Genomic DNA, 15,394 nt, shown 5'->3' with positions numbered 1-15,394 from the left:
CGCCGGCTGCGCCCGGTCCACGGCAGCCCTCCCGCCCTGCGGCGGGCGCTCGCGGACGGGCCGCTGGTGTTCGACCTGCGGGCGGCCGAGCCGGCGGGCCGGTGGCGGACCTTCGCGGTGCTCACCGTCCGCTCGCCGCTGCGGGAGCCGCCCCGTTCCACCCCGGGCTTCGACGTCCACCGCAACAGCCTGCCGGAGCTGGCGCCGGGCACGGCCTTCGCGGCGGTGCGGCCCGCGGCGTACCGGGGGTCCCGGGAGGGCCGCGGCTGAAAAGCCGTCACGCCGCGCCGTTTCCGTCCGGAAGGCGGGGGTACTCCGAACCGGCCGGTACCCGATCCGCAGTGGAGATGATGACGATGGCCAGCACAGGTCCGAGGACCGCGGGCACGGCGCACCGGGCGCCCGTGATCACCGCAGCCAAGGTGGTCTCCGCGGTCTTCCTGCTCGTGGGAATCCTGGGGTTCATCCCCGGTGTCACCACCGACTACGGCGACATGGAGTTCGCCGGACACGAGTCGGGCGCCATGCTGCTCGGCGTCTTCATGGTGTCGATCCTGCACAACCTGGTCCACCTCGCCTTCGGCGTCGTCGGACTGGTGATGGCCCGCAGCGCCGCCGGAGCCAAGTTGTTCCTGATCGGCGGCGGCGTGATCTACCTGCTGCTGTGGCTCTACGGGCTGATCATCGACAAGGACAGCGGCGCGAACTTCGTGCCCCTGAACACGGCCGACGACTGGCTCCACTTCGTGCTGGGCGTGGGCATGATCGCGCTCGGCGTGGTCCTGGGCGGCCGCCGCACCGCGACCGCCTGACCCGGGCCGCGCACCGGCTCCCTTCCCCTCCCCGGCAGGGCGGCACGGCGCCGCCCCGCCGTCCGACCGGCCCGCCGGTCCGCCGGTCCGCCGGTCCGCCGGAAACGATGAAGAAGGCGAGGAGGCTCCACCATGCAGCCCGCGCCGCCCCCGGGAGCCGCCGAGCTCCTCTTCGTCGGCAACGCCACCCTGCTGATCCGCTACGGCGAGCTGACGCTGCTGACCGATCCCAACTTCCTCCACCGCGGCCAGTACGCCTACCTGGGCAAGGGTCTGCTGTCCCGGAGGCTGAAGGAGCCGGCCCTGCGGGTGGCGGATCTCCCGCCGGACCTGGACGCGGTGGTGCTGTCCCATCTGCACGGCGACCACTGGGACCGGGTCGCCCGCCGCGGCCTGCCCCGCTCCCTGCCGATCGTCACCACCCCGCACGCCTCGCGGCGGTTGCAGGGGCTGCACGGGTTCAGCCGCGCCACGGGCCTGCCCACCTGGCACGACCACGTCCTGGTGCGCGGCGGCGGCCAGGTGCGGATCACGGCGCTGCCCGGCCGCCACGGACCGGGCCCGGTGGACTTCCTGCTGCCCCCGGTGATGGGCAGCCTGCTGGAGTTCGGCGATCCGGGAGGGGCGGTACGGCTGCGGCTGTACATCTCCGGCGACACCCTGATGTTCCCCGGCGTCCACGAGATCGCGCGCCTGTGCCCGGACATCCACCTGGCGGTGGTCCATCTGGGCGGTACCAGGCTCCCCGGAGGGCTGCTGGTGACCATGGACGCGCTCCAGGGCGCCGACCTGGTCTCCGCGCTGCGGCCCCGTCGCGTGCTGCCGGTGCACTACGACGACTACACCGTCATGAAGTCCCCCCTGTCGGACTTCATCCGGGAGGCGGAGCGGCCCGGCTTCCCCTCCGGCGTGCTGCACTGCCCCCGGGGAGAGCGGGTGACCGTCGACGCCGCCGGCCCGGTCGAGGCCGGCCCGGCACGGCCGGCGAACCCCTGAGACCCCGGTGCCCGGCCCCGCGGCGGCGGGGGCCGGGCACCGGGAGGGTTCCGTGGGCCCGAGAGCCCCGGAGCTCCCAGAAACCCCAGAGAGCCCAGAGGAACGAGAGGAAGGCCCACAAGGTGCCGAGCACGAGCACGATCACAGCCCAGCACGTACGGGAGTTGCTGAGCTCCTCCGACCCCGACCCCCGGCTGGTCCTCCTGGAGGGCAGCCCGCGGGTCGTGTCCGCCTCCGAGGCGGGTGCCGACCGCTACCGGGGAGCCGTGGAGGTCGTCTCCCGCGACGACCTCGCCGCCCGGCTCGGCCCGGAGGCGCCCTCCGACCGGGACCTGGAGGCGCTGGCCTCCAGGCTGCAGACCGTGGTCTCCGAACTGGGCGGCTGAGCAGCGGCCCGTGCGCGCCGCCCGGGCGCGTCCCGCCCGTTCGCTCAGGCGGACGGGACGCGCACGGCCAGCGCCAGTGTGTCGTCGGGGTGCAGGATGACCGTGTGCATGTCCTCGGCGATGGCGCCGGGGACCTCCGCGATGGGCCTGTCCGCGTGGCGGCGGGCCGCCTCGACCAGCCGCTTCTCGCCCTCGCGCGGGTCCTTGCGGCTCTCGGTGAGGCCGTCGGTGTAGAGGATGAGCATGTCCTCGGGGCCCATCCGGACGTGCAGCAGGCGCTCGCTGCCCGGCAGCGGGTAGCCGATGCCCCGCCCGCGCACCTCCAGGTACTCGGGCTCGCCCCCGGCCGGCAGCAGCAGCGCCGGCGGGTGGCTGCCGTTGGCCAGGAACAGGTCGCCGGTGGCCGGGTTGATCCGGGCCAGCAGCACGGTGGACATCAGCTCGCTGTCGAAGGGCATCAGGATCTCGGCGGTCCGGGCGATGATCGACTCCAGCGGATGCCCCTCCAGCGCCAGGGTCCGTACCGCGTGGGTGACGTTGAGGGCGCCTCGGGTGCTGGTCACACCGTGGCCGAGGGCGTCGACGACGGTGATGTGGACGGTGCCGTCGGGCAGCTGGAGCCAGTCGTACAGGTCTCCGCCGGTGGGCGCGTCGGTGCCGGCCGGCGCGTAGTGGACGGCCATCTCCAGGCCGTCGACCTCGATCGGGGCGGGCCGCAGCGCGTCCTCCAGCTCGCGCAGGGTCTGACCGTGGGCCTTGCGCAGCTGCTCGTCGCGCTCCTCCAGCTGGACGTAGAGGGCGAGGGTGCCCCGGTTGGTCTCGGCGATCTCGTGCTTGAGCCGCCGGTGTTCGGCGGTGAGGGAGTCAAGACGGGCCAGCACCGCGCGCAGCTCCTGCTCCACCGCGTGGATCTCCGAGGTGGGGCAGCCGCTCCCGGCCGCCGCTCCGCCGCCGTTCTGGGCGGGCAGGACCGTGCCCGCGTCGCTCCCCCTGCTCCTCGTGCCCCCGTCGCCCGCGCTGCCGCCGTCACCACGCCGCCCGGGCAGCGGCATGCGCCAGGTGACCGAGCCCCCGGAGGCGAACTGGGCGGGAAGGGGCAGGTCGGCGATGCCGTCGCGGTCGGCCGTCAGATCGCTGAGGGTGTCGAGCGTGACGACGAGCTGGCCCGCCGACCCGCCGGGGGACGGCTCGGCGCACGCGTCCAGCCGTACCGGCCGCCCCGCCGCGATCTCGGTGCGCGCCAGGTCCACCGCGGACATCACCAGCCGGGCCCTGGTCTCCACCGGCAGCCGGTGGACGCGCGCGATCCTGCGCACCGCCTGCCGCAGGCTCGGCAGTGTGTGGTGGTGGGAAGTGGTGTTGTCGGTCATGGAACCTCTACGCCGCTTGGACGGTGAGCACGGTGGCGTCGTCGCGGACGCGCCGGTGCCCGTGGGCCAGGGCCGCCGCCAGCAGGGGCGGCGGAAGCCGCAGCAGAAAGGTGGGCGGGCTGTGCGACCAGCGGGACTCGATGCCGTCGCTGTGCAGGACGACCGCCGCCCCCCGCGCCAGGGACACGGTGCGCGGCCGGGGGGTGGGGACGTTCCAGCCCACGATGCCGGGCTGGCCGGCCATCCGGTGGGCCACCTCGCCGTTGGAGAGCACCGTGGCGCGGATGTTGCCCGTGCCGCAGTACTCGGCGCGGTCCGGGTGCACCCGCACCACGCCCGTCGCCGCGCCGCGGGTGTGGCGCAGCGAGCGGTGCAGCGAGGTCAGGATCTCGGCAAGGGGGCGGTCGGGTGCGGTGCGGAAGGCCCGCAGGGCCGAGCGGGCCGCCTCGGCCGCCGCGGCGCCGTGTCCCAGCCCGTCGACGACGAGGCCGGTGAGGGCGTCGCCGGTGTCGGCCACGGCGCAGGCGTCGCCGCAGTGCTTCTCGCCGTGGGCCGGCAGGCACACCGATCCGACGCCGTACCGGGCCTTCGGCCGCCCGCCGGGGGCGGAGAGCCGTGCGCTGACCAGGGTGCCCGAGCCCGGCTGGGTGCGGATGGTGAACTCGGTGGCGATCCGGCGGACCGCACCCAGTCCCGCGCCGAGGGAGCCGGTCGTGGTGTAGCCGTCGGCCATCGAGCGGTCAAGGTCGCGGATGCCCGGTCCCCGGTCGACGGCGGTGATCTCCATCCCGTCGCCCTGGAGCGCCGGCTGTACGTACACCGTTCCGTCGGTGGCGTGCTTGACCTGGTTGCTGGCCAGTTCGCTGGCGAGGACGGCCGCCTGGTCGGGCATGGCCCCGGGCAGCCCGCACAGCTGTGCGCAGCGGCGCGCGGCCGAGGCCGCCACGTGGATCGCGCTCTCGTGGTCGATGCGGATCTCGTCGGTCAGGCTCTCCGCGGCGGAGGACGGTCGGCTCACTGCGTGTTCCAGCGGGTCACGCTGATGGTGGTGCCCTTGCCCGGCTCGGTGTGCACCTCGAACTCGTGCATGAGGCGGCGCGCACCTCCCAGGCCGTGCCCCAGGCCGGAGCCGGTGGTGAAGCCGTCGGCCAGCGCCGCCTCCAGGTCGGGGATGCCGGGCCCCTCGTCCCTGACGGTCAGCCGGACGCCCCGGCGCCCCGCGTTCCTGGGGAACTCGATGGTCACCGTGCCGCCTCCGCCGTGGATGTAGGCGTTGCGCGCCAGTTCGCTGGCGGCGGTGACGACGCGGGTCTGGTCGACGAGCCCGAAGCCGGTCTCGACGGTGGCGGCCCGTACCGCGTGCCGGACAGTGATGAGGTCCTCGTCGGTACGGACCGGGTAGGTGGCCCCGGCGCTCGCGGCGCCGCCGCCTGCTTCGACGGGGGCCACCGAGGCGCCCATCGTCCTTTCACCCGAGAGTTTCACGCCGGGTCCCCCCTTCCGGGGGCCGCGGGGCGTGGTGCCAGCCCAGTGCGGCCATCCCCTGCTCCGCGTTGAGTGCGGTCTCCACTCCGGTGAGTTGCAGACCCAGCTCGACGAGGGTGATCGCCACGGGCGGCCGCATGCCGGCCACGATCACCCGGGCGCCCAGCAGCCGGGCCATGGTGCTCAGCTCGGTCAGGGTGCGCGCCACGAACGAGTCGATGATCTCCAGCCGGGAGATGTCGATGAGGACCCCCCTGGCCCGCTCGGTGGCGATGCGCTCGGTCAGCTCGTCGGCGAAGACGGTGGCCGTCTTGTCGTCGAGCTCGTTGATGAGCCCGGTGACCAGCACGTCACCGAGCCTGAGGATGGGGATGTCCATGGACCGGCGGTCGGTCATCGGCTCGTCGTCGTTCCGGTGGCCGGTGAGTCCTGTCCCGTCATGTCGACCGCCGCGGCCAGGGCGTCGGCGAGGGTGGCCCGGGTGAGGATGGTGGACAGGTCGATGCCCAGCTGGGCGATGGTCTGCGCGATGGAGGGCCGCACGCCGCTGATGAAGCAGTCGGCGCCCATCAGGCGCACGGCGTTGACGGTCTGCATCAGGTGCTGGGCGACGGCGGTGTCGACCGTCGGCACACCGGTGATGTCGATGATCGCCACTCGGGCCTCGTGGGTCTGGATGGCCTGCAGGAGGTTCTCCATCACCACCTGGGTGCGCGCGGTGTCCAGGGTGCCGATCAGCGGCACGGCCAGGATCTGCCTCCACAGGTGGACCACGGGGGTGGACAGTTCCAGCAGCTGGCGGCTCTGCCGCTGGATGATCTCCTCGCGGCGCTCCACGTAGGCGTTGAAGGACAGGGCGGCGGCCTCGTCCAGCAGCCGGTTGATCGTCAGGGCCGCCGGGAACAGCTCCCGCGGGTCGTGGTTGTCGCGCTCCACGGCCTCCAGCAGGGCGTCCTTGAGCGCCAGGATGGCCAGGGAGGTGGCGGTGGGGGTCGCACCGCTGCGCTCCCTGCGCAGGGACAGCTCCATCACCGCGCCGCGCAGGTCCTGGTGGGCGTCGACCACGCTCTCCATCCCGTGGTCGCTGTTGAGGGCCCCGCCCAGCAGGACGAGGAGCGCGTCGGCCTCCTCGCGCAGTTCGCCCTCGTCTATCCCGATCGCGGCACGCTCCTGCTGCAACTGCACCCACCGGTCGGCGATCTCGTCGCCGCGCTCGCGGATTGCGGTTGTCAACCGGTCTCGTACGGCTGCGTCGCTGGCGTTCACTGACAGGCCCTCTCACAGTCGTTCGTCGCCGGCCCACGCCCGTGACGTCGGCGTCCGGCTGGATGTGCGGAGTGACGGGACGGCACCGTTCACCCCTTTTGTTGCCGTCCGGCAAATGTTAGCAGCGGCCGCGGAAGCTGTCGGCCCCAACTGACGCCGCATCAGGGCCCGGTGGAACTCACCGGCCCTTGACGTGCCCTTCCCGGAAACCGGCCCTCAATGCGTCCCGATCGATTGTTTCCATTTGACAACTGTGTACGCAGCACAACAATCTTTCCCTGTCGCACCCGCCCCGACCGGCCATCACGCCAGGACTCCCCCCGCGGTGCGGCGCTCCGCGGCGGCCATGAGGTGTGTGATGTATCGGTGAGGCAGAATGGCGATGCACATGCCACTCAGGGCGGCGGGCTCACGCCGATCTCACGCCTCCGTCCGCTCCGGCCTCCCGGCGTCTGGGCAGCGTCTCGTCAACCGCCGCCCGGAACCCCCGCAGCCCCTCGGCGAGCGCCCTGCGTGCCGCGGGCGACATCGCCGCCATGGCCGTAGCCAGCGCCTCCTCCCGCAGGTCCCGCAGATCCCGCAGGTACGTCCTGCCCCGGCCGGTCAGCCTCAGTTCGAGTTCCCGCCGGCTGGCCGGACTGGGGGCGCGCTCCACGAACCCGACCGCCTGCAGCCGGTCGCACAGACGGCTGACCGACGACGGGGCGGAACCCAGCGTCTCGCTGAGCGTGCGCAGATTGATGCCCTCGTCGCGGTCGAGGGTGTACAGGACCCTCAGCTGGGAGGCGGAGACGGGCGCGGGGGACGCGGCCTCACGCCCCCGTTCCCACAGCACTTCCAGGAGCTCTATCACCTCGGAAGCGGCATGTGCCGCATCCGCGGAGTGGCGCTGGGAGGGTCCAGGATTCACGACCATAACTGTGACACTCCGCGTCTGTATTGTCAGCCCGAGCTCCGAACGGCACTTAACTTCCCATATCGGCTTTTTCTGCAGAAACAGAAAGTAGTTGTGACACGGTGGACAGATTCACGGCCGTGGAGCGCGCCCTGCGCGATGCCGCTCCCCACGCACTGCTCGACGCGCTCCGCGCCTCACTGGCACGGCACTTCGGGGCGATCACCGTGGACCTGCTGATGGCCGACTACGGGACGACCATACTCCAGCCGGTCGGTCCTCTTCCCTACCCGACGGAGTCCCTTCCGGTCCACTCCACCGAACCCGGAAGGGCGTTCGGCTCCCAGCAGCCGCGCCTCTCCTCCGACGAGCGATCAGGTGCCGTCACCGCGCACCTGCCGGTCACCGTCCGCGGCGACCGGCTGGGCGTGCTGTCGGTGACCCTTCCCGGCGAGGAGGCCTCGCCCGAGGCGCTGGGAGAACTGCGGCAGTTGTGCGAGGTGCTCGGCCGGGAGATCCTCGTCGCCGACCACAGCACCGATGTCTATCTGAGGGCCCGGCGGGCCGAGCGCCTCACCCTCGCGGCCGAGATGCAGTGGCAGCTGCTGCCCGGCCGGTCCTGCTCCGGCCCCGAGTACGAGCTCGGCGCCCAGCTCGAACCCGCCTACGCCGTCTTCGGCGACAACTTCGACTGGTCCGTCTCGGCCGACCACCTCACCGTGACGCTGACCAACGGGATGGGCGAGGGCGTCGACGCGGCCCTCCTGACCAACCTCGCCCTCAGCGCGATGCGCAACGCCCGCCGGGCCGGGCTGGACCTGGTCGGCCAGGCGGTCCTGGCCGACCAGGCGATCTACGGGCAGCACCGCGGGGCCGTCCACGTCTCCGTCCTGCTGCTGCGCATCCATCTGGCCACCGGGCGGCTGGAGGCCGTCGACGCCGGGTCGCCGCGCATCTGGCGGCTGCGCGGCGGCGTCGTCGAACCGGTCGAGCTGGAGGCGCAGCTCCCGCTGGGGATGTTCGAGGACACCCCCTACGCCGTCCAGCACTTCCGGATCGAGGCCGGGGACCGCCTGCTGTTCGCCAGCGACGGGGTCTACGAGGTGGCCTCGCCGTCGGGCGAGCGGTTCGGCGAGCGGGCCCTGGCCCGCGCCATGACCAGCACCCGGCTCCTTCCACCGTCCCAGGTGCCGCGGGCGGTCCTCGCCGAGCTCGCCCGGCACCGCGGCGAGCCGCCCGCGGACGACGACGCCATGGTCGTGTGCCTGGACTGGCACGGCAGGAGGAGCTGAGGGCCGGACCCGTCACCCCGCACGGGCCGCGCTCCGGGACCGCTGTACCCTTGTCTCTCGCATCCCCCACGTACTCCCGTACGAGCGGGAGCACGTCCGCCTCCGCGCGGCGCGTCCGGCCCCGCCGGCGTCACCGGAAGACGAGAACACCGGTGTACGCCGAGCACCACAGGGCACACGGACTCGTGGAGCAGAGTCGAGGACCGAGCGGAGGTGTTCGCCGACGTGCCGATACCGGCACCGAGCCGGTGTGTCCGGCGCGTCCCCTCCCGGGCGGCCGCTTCGGCGTCTGCCCGCTCACGCGGGTCCGCGACCGGTTTCCGGCCGTCGGCGCGCGTGGCCGGTCCTCTCTCGCACGTTCCCGCCACGCCAGAGGTGGTCCCTCCGTGACCAGAAGCGAACACGCCCTCACCGAACGGGGGAGTTCGGATCCCTTCGTCCACCCCGCGCTGTTCTACCGGAATCCCGGTGAGTACCTGGCCGGGGTGGGCGGGTTCGTCGGCGGCGCGCTGGACGCGGGCGATCCGGTTCTGGTCGCCGTCCCCGGCCCGCGGCTGGAGATGCTGCGCGAGCACCTGGGGGAGACCGCCTCGGCGGAACGTCTCACCCTGGTGGACATGACCGACTTCGGCCGCAACCCCGGCCGCATCCTCTCGGGCCTGCGCGACTTCGCCGACCGGCACCCGGACCGGCCCGCCCGCATCGTCGGGGAGCCGATCTGGGCGCGGCGCTCCCCCGCCGAGCTGGTGGAGGCCACCCGGCACGAGGCGCTGATCAACGCCGCCTTCACCGGCCGCGCCGCGACCGTCCTGTGCCCCTACGACCTCTCCGAGCTCCCCGAGCGGGTGTGCGCCGACGCCCGCCGCACCCATCCGGTGCTGTGGGAGGACGGCCGGGAGCGGGCCAGCCGGCACTACGCCGACCCCCGTGCCCTCAGCGCCGAGTGCGACGCCCTCCCGCTGGCTCCCCCGCCCGCGCGGACCCCGGCCCTGGCGTTCACCACCGGCGACCTCGGCGAGGTCCGCCACCACGCGGACGCCTGGGCCGGCGAGGCCGGGCTCGGGATGCCGAGGCGCGGCGACTTCGTCCTGGCCGTGGCGGAGGCCGCGGCCAACTCCATCGCCCACGGCGGCGGGCACGGCACCCTGCGCCTGTGGCCCGACGGCTCCCGGTGCGTGGCCGAGATCCGCGACGGCGGGCACCTCACCGATCTGCTGGCCGGCCGCCGCCGCCCGACGCTGGACTCCGCCGACGGCGGGCGCGGGCTGTGGATGATGCACCAGTTGTGCGATCTGGTCGAGACCCGCGCCACGCCCACCGGTCTGACCGTACGGCTGCACATGAGGCACTCCTAGGGCCGTCGGCGGACCCTCCTGCCCCCTCTCCCCTCCTCCGCCCCCCGCCGCACGCAGGTTCTGCGCGCGGCGGGGGGCGGACCGCATCTCCTGACCTCGGTCCGGCTCCGGCCCGGCCTCGGCGTGCTTCCCGCAGCCGCCGCACGCGCGCCCCGGACACCGCGATTCGGTCCGGGCCGGAGCCGGGAAACCGCCCCCGCCCCCGCGTGACCGCAGCGGCGGCGCCCCGGACCCCGTCGCCGGATGCCTTCGGAGGCATTGGAGCCGCCCCGGCAGCCGTCACGGCCCCTCCGACTGTGATTCATATCACCTCCGCATACCCCCCGGGGCATAAAGCGGCCCCTGTTACCGTTGACCTCAGGCATACCCCCCCGGGTATTTTCCGAAGGCAAGCGAGCAGGAGTCACCCGCATGGTTCCCGAGATCGACCAGCAGCGGTTCGCCGAGGCGTACGCGGCCGGCGCCCTCGTCCTCGACGTCCGCGAAAGCGGCGAATACCGCACCGGCCACGTTCCCGGCGCCCGGCCGGCGCCGCTCAGCCTGCTCCCCCTGAAGCTGGCCGAGCTGCCCAAGGACCGCCCGGTCTACGTGATCTGCCAGAGCGGCGGCCGAAGCGCCCAGGCGACCGCACTGCTGCGCGACGTGGGCTACGACGCCCACAGCGTCAGCGGCGGCACCGCGGCCTGGATCGTCGCCGGCCGCCCCGTGGCCACCGGCGACGAGCCCGGCACCCCCGACGTCCCCGCCACCACCGCCACCACCGAGGAGACCCGATGATCACCGTTCTGCCCATCGAGACCCCCGGCCTGGGCGACCGCACCTACCTCGCCCACGACGGCTCCACCGCGCTGGTGGTCGACCCGCAGCGCGACTACGACCGCGTCACGGCGCTGGCCGAGGCCGCGGGCGTGCGGATCACCCACGTCTTCGAGACCCACATCCACAACGACTACGTCACCGGCGGCCTGGCCCTGGCCCGGGAGACCGGCGCGCAGTACCTGGTCAACGCCGACGACGAGGTCTCCTACGAGCGCACCGGCGTCCGCGACGGCGACGTCGTCGAGGTCGGCGCCATGCGGGTGCGGGTGATCCACACACCGGGCCACACCCACACCCACCTCTCCTTCGCGCTGGAGGCCGGCGGCGAGCAGATCGCGGTGTTCACCGGCGGATCGCTGCTGTACGGCTCCACCGGGCGCCCCGACCTGCTCGGCCCCGACCACACCGACACCCTGGTACGGGCCCAGTGGCGCTCGGCGCACCGGCTGGCGAAGGAGCTGCCGGACTCCACCGCCGTCTACCCCACCCACGGTTTCGGCTCGTTCTGCTCCGCGACCCAGTCCGCAGGCCTGTCCAGCACCATCGGCGAGGAGAAGAAGACCAACAGCGCCCTGACCGCCGACGAGGAGGCCTACGTCGAGCAGCTCCTGGCGGGCCTGGACGCCTACCCGGCCTACTACGCCCACATGGGCCCGGCCAACTCCCGCGGGCCCGGCAAGCCGGACCTGTCCGCGCCCTCCGTCGCCGACCCGGCCGAGCTGCGCCGCCGCATCGAGGCCGGCGAGTGGGTGGTCGACCTGCGCGACCGCACCGCCTTCGCCGCGGGGCACCTGGCCGGCAGCCTCAACTTCGGCCTGGACGGGCAGTTCGTCACCTACCTGGGCTGGCTGATCCCGTGGGGCACCCCGGTCACCCTGCTCGGCGAGACCGCCGAGGACGTGGCCGAGGCCCAGCGCGAGATGGTCCGCATCGGCATAGACCGCCCGGCCGCCATGGCCACCGGCGGCCCCGGGGACTGGGCCGGCGGCGAGCCCCTGGCCGCCTACGAGCGCGCCACGTTCGACGACCTCAAGACCGCCCTGGACAAGAGCTCGGACGGCGGGGAGGAGTTCGTCGTCCTCGACGTGCGCCGCAACCAGGAGCGCGACGAGGCGCACATCCCCGGCTCGGTGCACATCCCCGTCCACGAGGTGCCGGACCGCCTCGGGGAGATCCCCGCGGGCCGGGTCTGGGTGCACTGCGCCGGCGGCTACCGCGCGGGGGTCGTCGCCGCCCTGCTCGACGCCCGCGGCCGCGACGTCGTCGCCATCGACGACAGCTTCGACAACGCCCGCGAGCTGGGGCTGTGCCGCCCCGCCGACGAGACCCCCTGAGACCTCCGGCCCCCCGGACGGCCCCGGCGCCCCGGGAAACCCCGGAAACCCGAACACCCGAACACCCAACAGGAGACCAGCGCATGACCGCCCCCACCACTCCCCGCAGCCTGACCGCCGACGAACTGCGCGCGAAGCTCGACTCGGACCACCCGCCGCGGCTGCTCGACGTCCGCTCCCCCGCCGAGTTCGAGGCCGCGCACATCCCCGGCTCCTACAACGTCCCGCTGGACACCCTGCGCGAGCACCGCGAGGAGCTGACCGAGCACCTGGACACCGACGTGGTGCTGGTGTGCCGCTCCGGGCAGCGGGCCGGCCAGGCCGAGCGCGCCCTCGCCGAGGCCGGTCTGCCCGGGCTGAGCGTCCTGTCGGGAGGCATGACCTCCTGGGAGAAGTCCGGTGCCCCGACCAACTACGGGCAGGAGCGCTGGGACATGGAGCGCCAGGTCCGGCTGGTGGCCGGCTCCCTCGTCCTGATCGGCGCCCTCGGCAGCTTCCTCGTCCCCGGGCTGCAGGCGCTGTCCGCGTTCGTCGGCGGCGGCCTGGCCTTCGCGGCCATCAGCAACACCTGCGCCATGGGCGTGCTGCTGTCGAGGATGCCGTGGAACCGCACGCCGTCCTTCGACCCGCGCAAGGCCGTCGCGCAGCTCGCCGGCGGCAGGTGACCGCCATGACGCTGACGCTCGTCCTGGTCCTCGCGCTGCTGGTCGGCGTCTCCCTCGGGCTCCTCGGGGGAGGCGGGTCGATCCTGACCGTGCCGCTGCTGGTCTACGTCGCGGGCATGGACGCCAAGGAGGCCATCGCCACCTCCCTGTTCGTCGTCGGCGTCACCTCCGCCGTGGGCATGATCAACCATGCCCGCGGCGGGCGGGTCCGCTGGCGTACCGGCGTCCTGTTCGGAGCCGCCGGCATGGCCGGCGCCTACGCCGGCGGGCTCATCGGCGGCAGCATCCCCGACGTCGTCCTGCTGGCCGCCTTCGCGGTCATGATGATCGTCACCGCGGCCGCCATGCTCCGGGGCCGCCGCGACGTCGACCCCGGCAAGGCGCACAGGCAGCTCCCGGTGGGCCGGGTGCTGCTGGACGGAGCGGCCGTCGGCCTGGCCACCGGCCTGGTCGGCGCGGGCGGGGGCTTCCTCGTCGTGCCCGCCCTGGCCCTGCTCGGCGGGCTGCCCATGCCGGTTGCCGTCGGCACCTCGCTGCTGGTCATCGCGATGAAGTCGGCCGCCGGGTTCGCCGGCTACCTCTCCACCGTCCAGATCGACTGGTCCCTGACCCTGGCCGTCACCGGCTTCGCGATCGCAGGCAGCCTCGCCGGCGCCAAGCTGGCCGGACGCGTCCCCGCGGACGTCCTGTCCCGGCTGTTCGCCTGGTTCGTGCTGGCCATGGGAACCTTCGTCCTGGTCCAGCAGGCGCCCGCCGGCACACGCCTGCCGATCCTCGCCGCCGTCGCCTCGCTCGGCGCCGGAGCGGGTGTCTGCTACGGCTTCGTCGCCCGCTGTCCGCTGCGGCGCGCCGTGCACGGCACCTGACACCTCCCACCCCCGGCTCCGGTACCCCGGCGCACCGCCCCATCGGTGCCCCGGGGTACCGGCGTACCGGGGCACCGGCGTACCGGGGCCGCCCGCCGCACGAGCGGTACCGGAGCGCCGGTGGAATGTTCCGCACCATCCCGGCGTTGACTACCCCAGGGGGTATCAACCGCCACCACCCCGGTGAAACGGAAGGAACCACCACATGAGCACCGTCGCCCTCACCGCCGCCGACTTCGAGAAGACCGTCACCGGCAACGACATCGTCCTGGTCGACTTCTGGGCCTCCTGGTGCGGCCCGTGCCGCATGTTCGCCCCGGTCTACGAGAAGGCCTCCGAGACCAACCCCGACATCGTCTTCGGCAAGGTCGACACCGAGGCCGAGCAGGCCCTAGCGGCCGCCGCCGACATCACCTCCATCCCCACGCTGATGGCCTTCCGCGAGGGCGTCCTCGTCTTCGCCCAGCCCGGCGCGCTGCCCGCCCAGGCCCTGGACCAGGTGATCACCGCCGTCCGCGGACTCGACATGGACGAGGTGCACGCCTCCGTCGCCGCCCAGGAACCCGGCTCCGGCCCGCGCGGCTGAGCCCGCCCACCGCAGAACGAACCGAAAGGACCGACCATCGTGGTCCAGCTTCCTCCCGACGACGTGCGATCGGCCGTCAACCGCCTCAAGCGCGCCCAGGGCCAGCTCGCCGGCGTCCTGCGCATGCTGGAGGAAGGACGCGACTGCGAGGACGTCGTCACCCAGCTCGCCGCGGTCAACCGCGCACTGGACCGGGCTGGCTTCTCCATCGTGGCCAGCGGCCTCAAGCAGTGCATGGCCCAGGAGGGCGGCGCCGACAGTCTCGACGCCCAGAAGATGGAGAAGCTCTTCCTCTCCCTGTCCTGAGGGCCGCGCCCCGGACGCTCCCGGCGGACCCCGCCCGGAGCCGTCCGGGGCGCGCGTCCGGTCACGTGCGCAGGTGCCGCGCCACGATCCGGGCGCTGGTGGTGAGCGGCACGGCGACAAGCATCCCGAGTACGCCCGCCACGACGCCTCCCGCCAGCACCACCACGAGCACCACCAGCGGCGGCAGGCGGACCACCCGGCCCAGTGCCAGCGGCGCGACGACCTGGCTCTCGACCTGCTGGACGACGGTGAGGGCCAGCGCGGCCCACAGCGCCTGCCACGGGTCGCCGCCCAGCAGGGCGATGAGGACGGCCAGCGCGCCTCCCACCAGGGGACCGACGAAGGGCACCAGGTTGGTCACCCCGGCGACCACGCCGACGAACAGCCAGTAGCGCAGCCCGACGGCCCACAGCGCCAGCGACGACGCGACCCCGACGAACGCGGCGACCAGCAACTGCCCCCGCAGATAGGCGCCGGTGGCCTCCACGCAGCGGGCGGCCACCCCGGTGATCTCCTCGCGCCGCCGGCCGGGGAGCAGTCCGGCCGCCCAGCTCCTGATCCGGGGCAGGTCGACGAGCGCGTAGAAGCCGATCACCACCCCCGCGAACGTCAGCACCAGGCCGAAGCCGACCGCCGCCGCCCCGGTGCCGACGCCGGACAGGAAGCCGGTGAGGGAGTCGCGGTTCTCCTGCCGCCGCAGCCACCGCGTGATCGCCTCGCCGTCGAGCCGCACCCGCACGTCCAGCCCCAGCCGCTCGGCCAGGGCCGCCAGTTCGCGTTCCACCCCCTCCAGCGAGGTCGGCAGGCCGGCGAGCACGCCGGAGACCTGCTCCAGCAGCAGCGGCGCGATCAGCAGGGCCGGCACGGTGACGGCCACGGCCAGTGCGGCCACCACCAGGGCCGTGCCCGCCGCGCGGGGGAGCCCCCGCCGCTCCAGCAGGCCCACCGCCGGAGCCAGCAG

General features: G+C 73.6%; 18 protein-coding genes and 1 pseudogene. 12 read left to right on the top strand and 7 right to left on the bottom strand.

Annotated elements, in window-relative coordinates; translation table 11 throughout:
• From ACLIYP_RS24585 to ACLIYP_RS24570, 4 genes and pseudogenes are all read left to right on the top strand, one after another.
• Positions 1-270: pseudogene (locus ACLIYP_RS24585) on the top strand (phosphodiesterase); the annotation flags it as partial.
• 86 nt (positions 271-356) lie between these two features.
• Positions 357-812, top strand: coding sequence for a DUF4383 domain-containing protein (locus ACLIYP_RS24580; RefSeq protein ID WP_412715294.1), 456 nt, complete (start codon positions 357-359; stop codon positions 810-812).
• Positions 813-944: 132 nt separating this feature from the next.
• On the top strand, positions 945-1,808 hold the full coding sequence (locus tag ACLIYP_RS24575; RefSeq protein WP_412715293.1) for an MBL fold metallo-hydrolase: 864 nt from the start codon (positions 945-947) through the stop codon (positions 1,806-1,808).
• Positions 1,809-1,930: 122 nt separating this feature from the next.
• Entirely contained in the window at positions 1,931-2,194 is a 264-nt protein-coding gene (locus tag ACLIYP_RS24570) for a hypothetical protein (RefSeq protein ID WP_412715292.1), read from the top strand.
• Positions 2,195-2,238: 44 nt separating this feature from the next.
• Here the strand turns inward: ACLIYP_RS24570 and ACLIYP_RS24565 are convergent, their stop codons facing one another.
• The 6 genes from ACLIYP_RS24565 to ACLIYP_RS24540 form a co-directional block, all read right to left on the bottom strand.
• Positions 2,239-3,564 (bottom strand): PP2C family protein-serine/threonine phosphatase, encoded by a 1,326-nt coding sequence (locus ACLIYP_RS24565; protein WP_412715291.1) that lies wholly within the window; start codon positions 3,562-3,564, stop codon positions 2,239-2,241.
• 7 nt (positions 3,565-3,571) lie between these two features.
• Positions 3,572-4,582, bottom strand: a complete 1,011-nt coding sequence (locus ACLIYP_RS24560; RefSeq protein ID WP_412715290.1) for a SpoIIE family protein phosphatase — start codon at positions 4,580-4,582, stop codon at positions 3,572-3,574.
• Entirely contained in the window at positions 4,579-5,025 is a 447-nt protein-coding gene (locus tag ACLIYP_RS24555; protein ID WP_412715289.1) for an anti-sigma regulatory factor, read from the bottom strand. Before ACLIYP_RS24555 ends, ACLIYP_RS24560 begins: the two co-directional genes overlap by 4 nt.
• 7 nt (positions 5,026-5,032) lie before the next feature.
• Complete coding sequence (locus tag ACLIYP_RS24550) at positions 5,033-5,446, bottom strand: STAS domain-containing protein (RefSeq protein WP_412715288.1); 414 nt, start codon at positions 5,444-5,446, stop codon at positions 5,033-5,035.
• Positions 5,443-6,315 (bottom strand): STAS domain-containing protein, encoded by an 873-nt coding sequence (locus ACLIYP_RS24545; protein WP_412715287.1) that lies wholly within the window; start codon positions 6,313-6,315, stop codon positions 5,443-5,445. Before ACLIYP_RS24545 ends, ACLIYP_RS24550 begins: the two co-directional genes overlap by 4 nt.
• A gap of 409 nt (positions 6,316-6,724) precedes the next feature.
• The gene (locus ACLIYP_RS24540) at positions 6,725-7,231 is read right to left on the bottom strand and encodes a MarR family winged helix-turn-helix transcriptional regulator (RefSeq protein WP_412715286.1); all 507 of its coding nucleotides are present in this window, start codon (positions 7,229-7,231) and stop codon (positions 6,725-6,727) included.
• 101 nt (positions 7,232-7,332) lie between these two features.
• Between ACLIYP_RS24540 and ACLIYP_RS24535 the strand changes: the two genes are divergently transcribed.
• The 8 genes from ACLIYP_RS24535 (at position 7,333) to ACLIYP_RS24500 (ending at position 14,433) form a co-directional block, all read left to right on the top strand.
• Entirely contained in the window at positions 7,333-8,502 is a 1,170-nt protein-coding gene (locus ACLIYP_RS24535; protein WP_412715285.1) for a PP2C family protein-serine/threonine phosphatase, read from the top strand.
• 386 nt (positions 8,503-8,888) lie between these two features.
• Complete coding sequence (locus tag ACLIYP_RS24530; protein WP_412715284.1) at positions 8,889-9,857, top strand: anti-sigma factor RsbA family regulatory protein; 969 nt, start codon at positions 8,889-8,891, stop codon at positions 9,855-9,857.
• A 411-nt stretch (positions 9,858-10,268) separates the two neighbouring features.
• Positions 10,269-10,634, top strand: coding sequence for a rhodanese-like domain-containing protein (locus ACLIYP_RS24525; RefSeq protein ID WP_412715283.1), 366 nt, complete (start codon positions 10,269-10,271; stop codon positions 10,632-10,634).
• Positions 10,631-12,010 carry an MBL fold metallo-hydrolase gene (locus tag ACLIYP_RS24520; protein ID WP_412715282.1) on the top strand — a complete coding sequence of 460 codons (1,380 nt, stop codon included), beginning with the start codon at positions 10,631-10,633 and terminating at the stop codon, positions 12,008-12,010. Before ACLIYP_RS24525 ends, ACLIYP_RS24520 begins: the two co-directional genes overlap by 4 nt.
• A gap of 83 nt (positions 12,011-12,093) precedes the next feature.
• A complete protein-coding gene (locus ACLIYP_RS24515; protein WP_412715281.1) occupies positions 12,094-12,675 on the top strand; it encodes a rhodanese-like domain-containing protein in 582 nt (193 codons plus the stop codon).
• Between the two features lie 5 nt (positions 12,676-12,680).
• Positions 12,681-13,541: a sulfite exporter TauE/SafE family protein gene (locus ACLIYP_RS24510; protein WP_412715280.1), complete on the top strand. Its 861-nt coding sequence runs from the start codon at positions 12,681-12,683 to the stop codon at positions 13,539-13,541.
• 205 nt (positions 13,542-13,746) lie between these two features.
• Positions 13,747-14,127, top strand: coding sequence for a thioredoxin (trxA, locus tag ACLIYP_RS24505; RefSeq protein ID WP_412715279.1), 381 nt, complete (start codon positions 13,747-13,749; stop codon positions 14,125-14,127).
• 36 nt (positions 14,128-14,163) lie between these two features.
• On the top strand, positions 14,164-14,433 hold the full coding sequence (locus tag ACLIYP_RS24500) for a metal-sensitive transcriptional regulator (protein ID WP_412715295.1): 270 nt from the start codon (positions 14,164-14,166) through the stop codon (positions 14,431-14,433).
• Positions 14,434-14,494: 61 nt separating this feature from the next.
• Here the strand turns inward: ACLIYP_RS24500 and ACLIYP_RS24495 are convergent.
• A partial coding sequence (locus tag ACLIYP_RS24495; RefSeq protein ID WP_412715278.1) for an AI-2E family transporter occupies positions 14,495-15,394 on the bottom strand: 900 nt, incomplete at its 5' end.

Source organism: Streptomyces nanhaiensis, assembly GCF_046614825.1.
Taxonomy (GTDB): Bacteria; Actinomycetota; Actinomycetes; order Streptomycetales; family Streptomycetaceae; genus Streptomyces; species Streptomyces radiopugnans.
The sequence above is the reverse complement of the archived record's forward strand: the minus strand, read 5'-3'. Positions and strand labels throughout refer to the sequence as shown.

Excerpts from the sequence above, each read along its gene's own strand:
- ACLIYP_RS24580 (WP_412715294.1), top strand. The coding sequence starts at position 357 with ATGGCCAGCACAGGTCCGAGGACCGCGGGCACGGCGCACCGGGCGCCC.
- ACLIYP_RS24575 (WP_412715293.1), top strand. The coding sequence starts at position 945 with ATGCAGCCCGCGCCGCCCCCGGGAGCCGCCGAGCTCCTCTTCGTCGGC.
- ACLIYP_RS24565 (WP_412715291.1), bottom strand. The coding sequence starts at position 3,564 with ATGACCGACAACACCACTTCCCACCACCACACACTGCCGAGCCTGCGG.
- ACLIYP_RS24555 (WP_412715289.1), bottom strand. The coding sequence starts at position 5,025 with ATGGGCGCCTCGGTGGCCCCCGTCGAAGCAGGCGGCGGCGCCGCGAGC.
- ACLIYP_RS24550 (WP_412715288.1), bottom strand. The coding sequence starts at position 5,446 with ATGACCGACCGCCGGTCCATGGACATCCCCATCCTCAGGCTCGGTGAC.
- ACLIYP_RS24540 (WP_412715286.1), bottom strand. The coding sequence starts at position 7,231 with ATGGTCGTGAATCCTGGACCCTCCCAGCGCCACTCCGCGGATGCGGCA.
- ACLIYP_RS24525 (WP_412715283.1), top strand. The coding sequence starts at position 10,269 with ATGGTTCCCGAGATCGACCAGCAGCGGTTCGCCGAGGCGTACGCGGCC.
- ACLIYP_RS24520 (WP_412715282.1), top strand. The coding sequence starts at position 10,631 with ATGATCACCGTTCTGCCCATCGAGACCCCCGGCCTGGGCGACCGCACC.
- ACLIYP_RS24515 (WP_412715281.1), top strand. The coding sequence starts at position 12,094 with ATGACCGCCCCCACCACTCCCCGCAGCCTGACCGCCGACGAACTGCGC.
- ACLIYP_RS24510 (WP_412715280.1), top strand. The coding sequence starts at position 12,681 with ATGACGCTGACGCTCGTCCTGGTCCTCGCGCTGCTGGTCGGCGTCTCC.
- trxA (WP_412715279.1), top strand. The coding sequence starts at position 13,747 with ATGAGCACCGTCGCCCTCACCGCCGCCGACTTCGAGAAGACCGTCACC.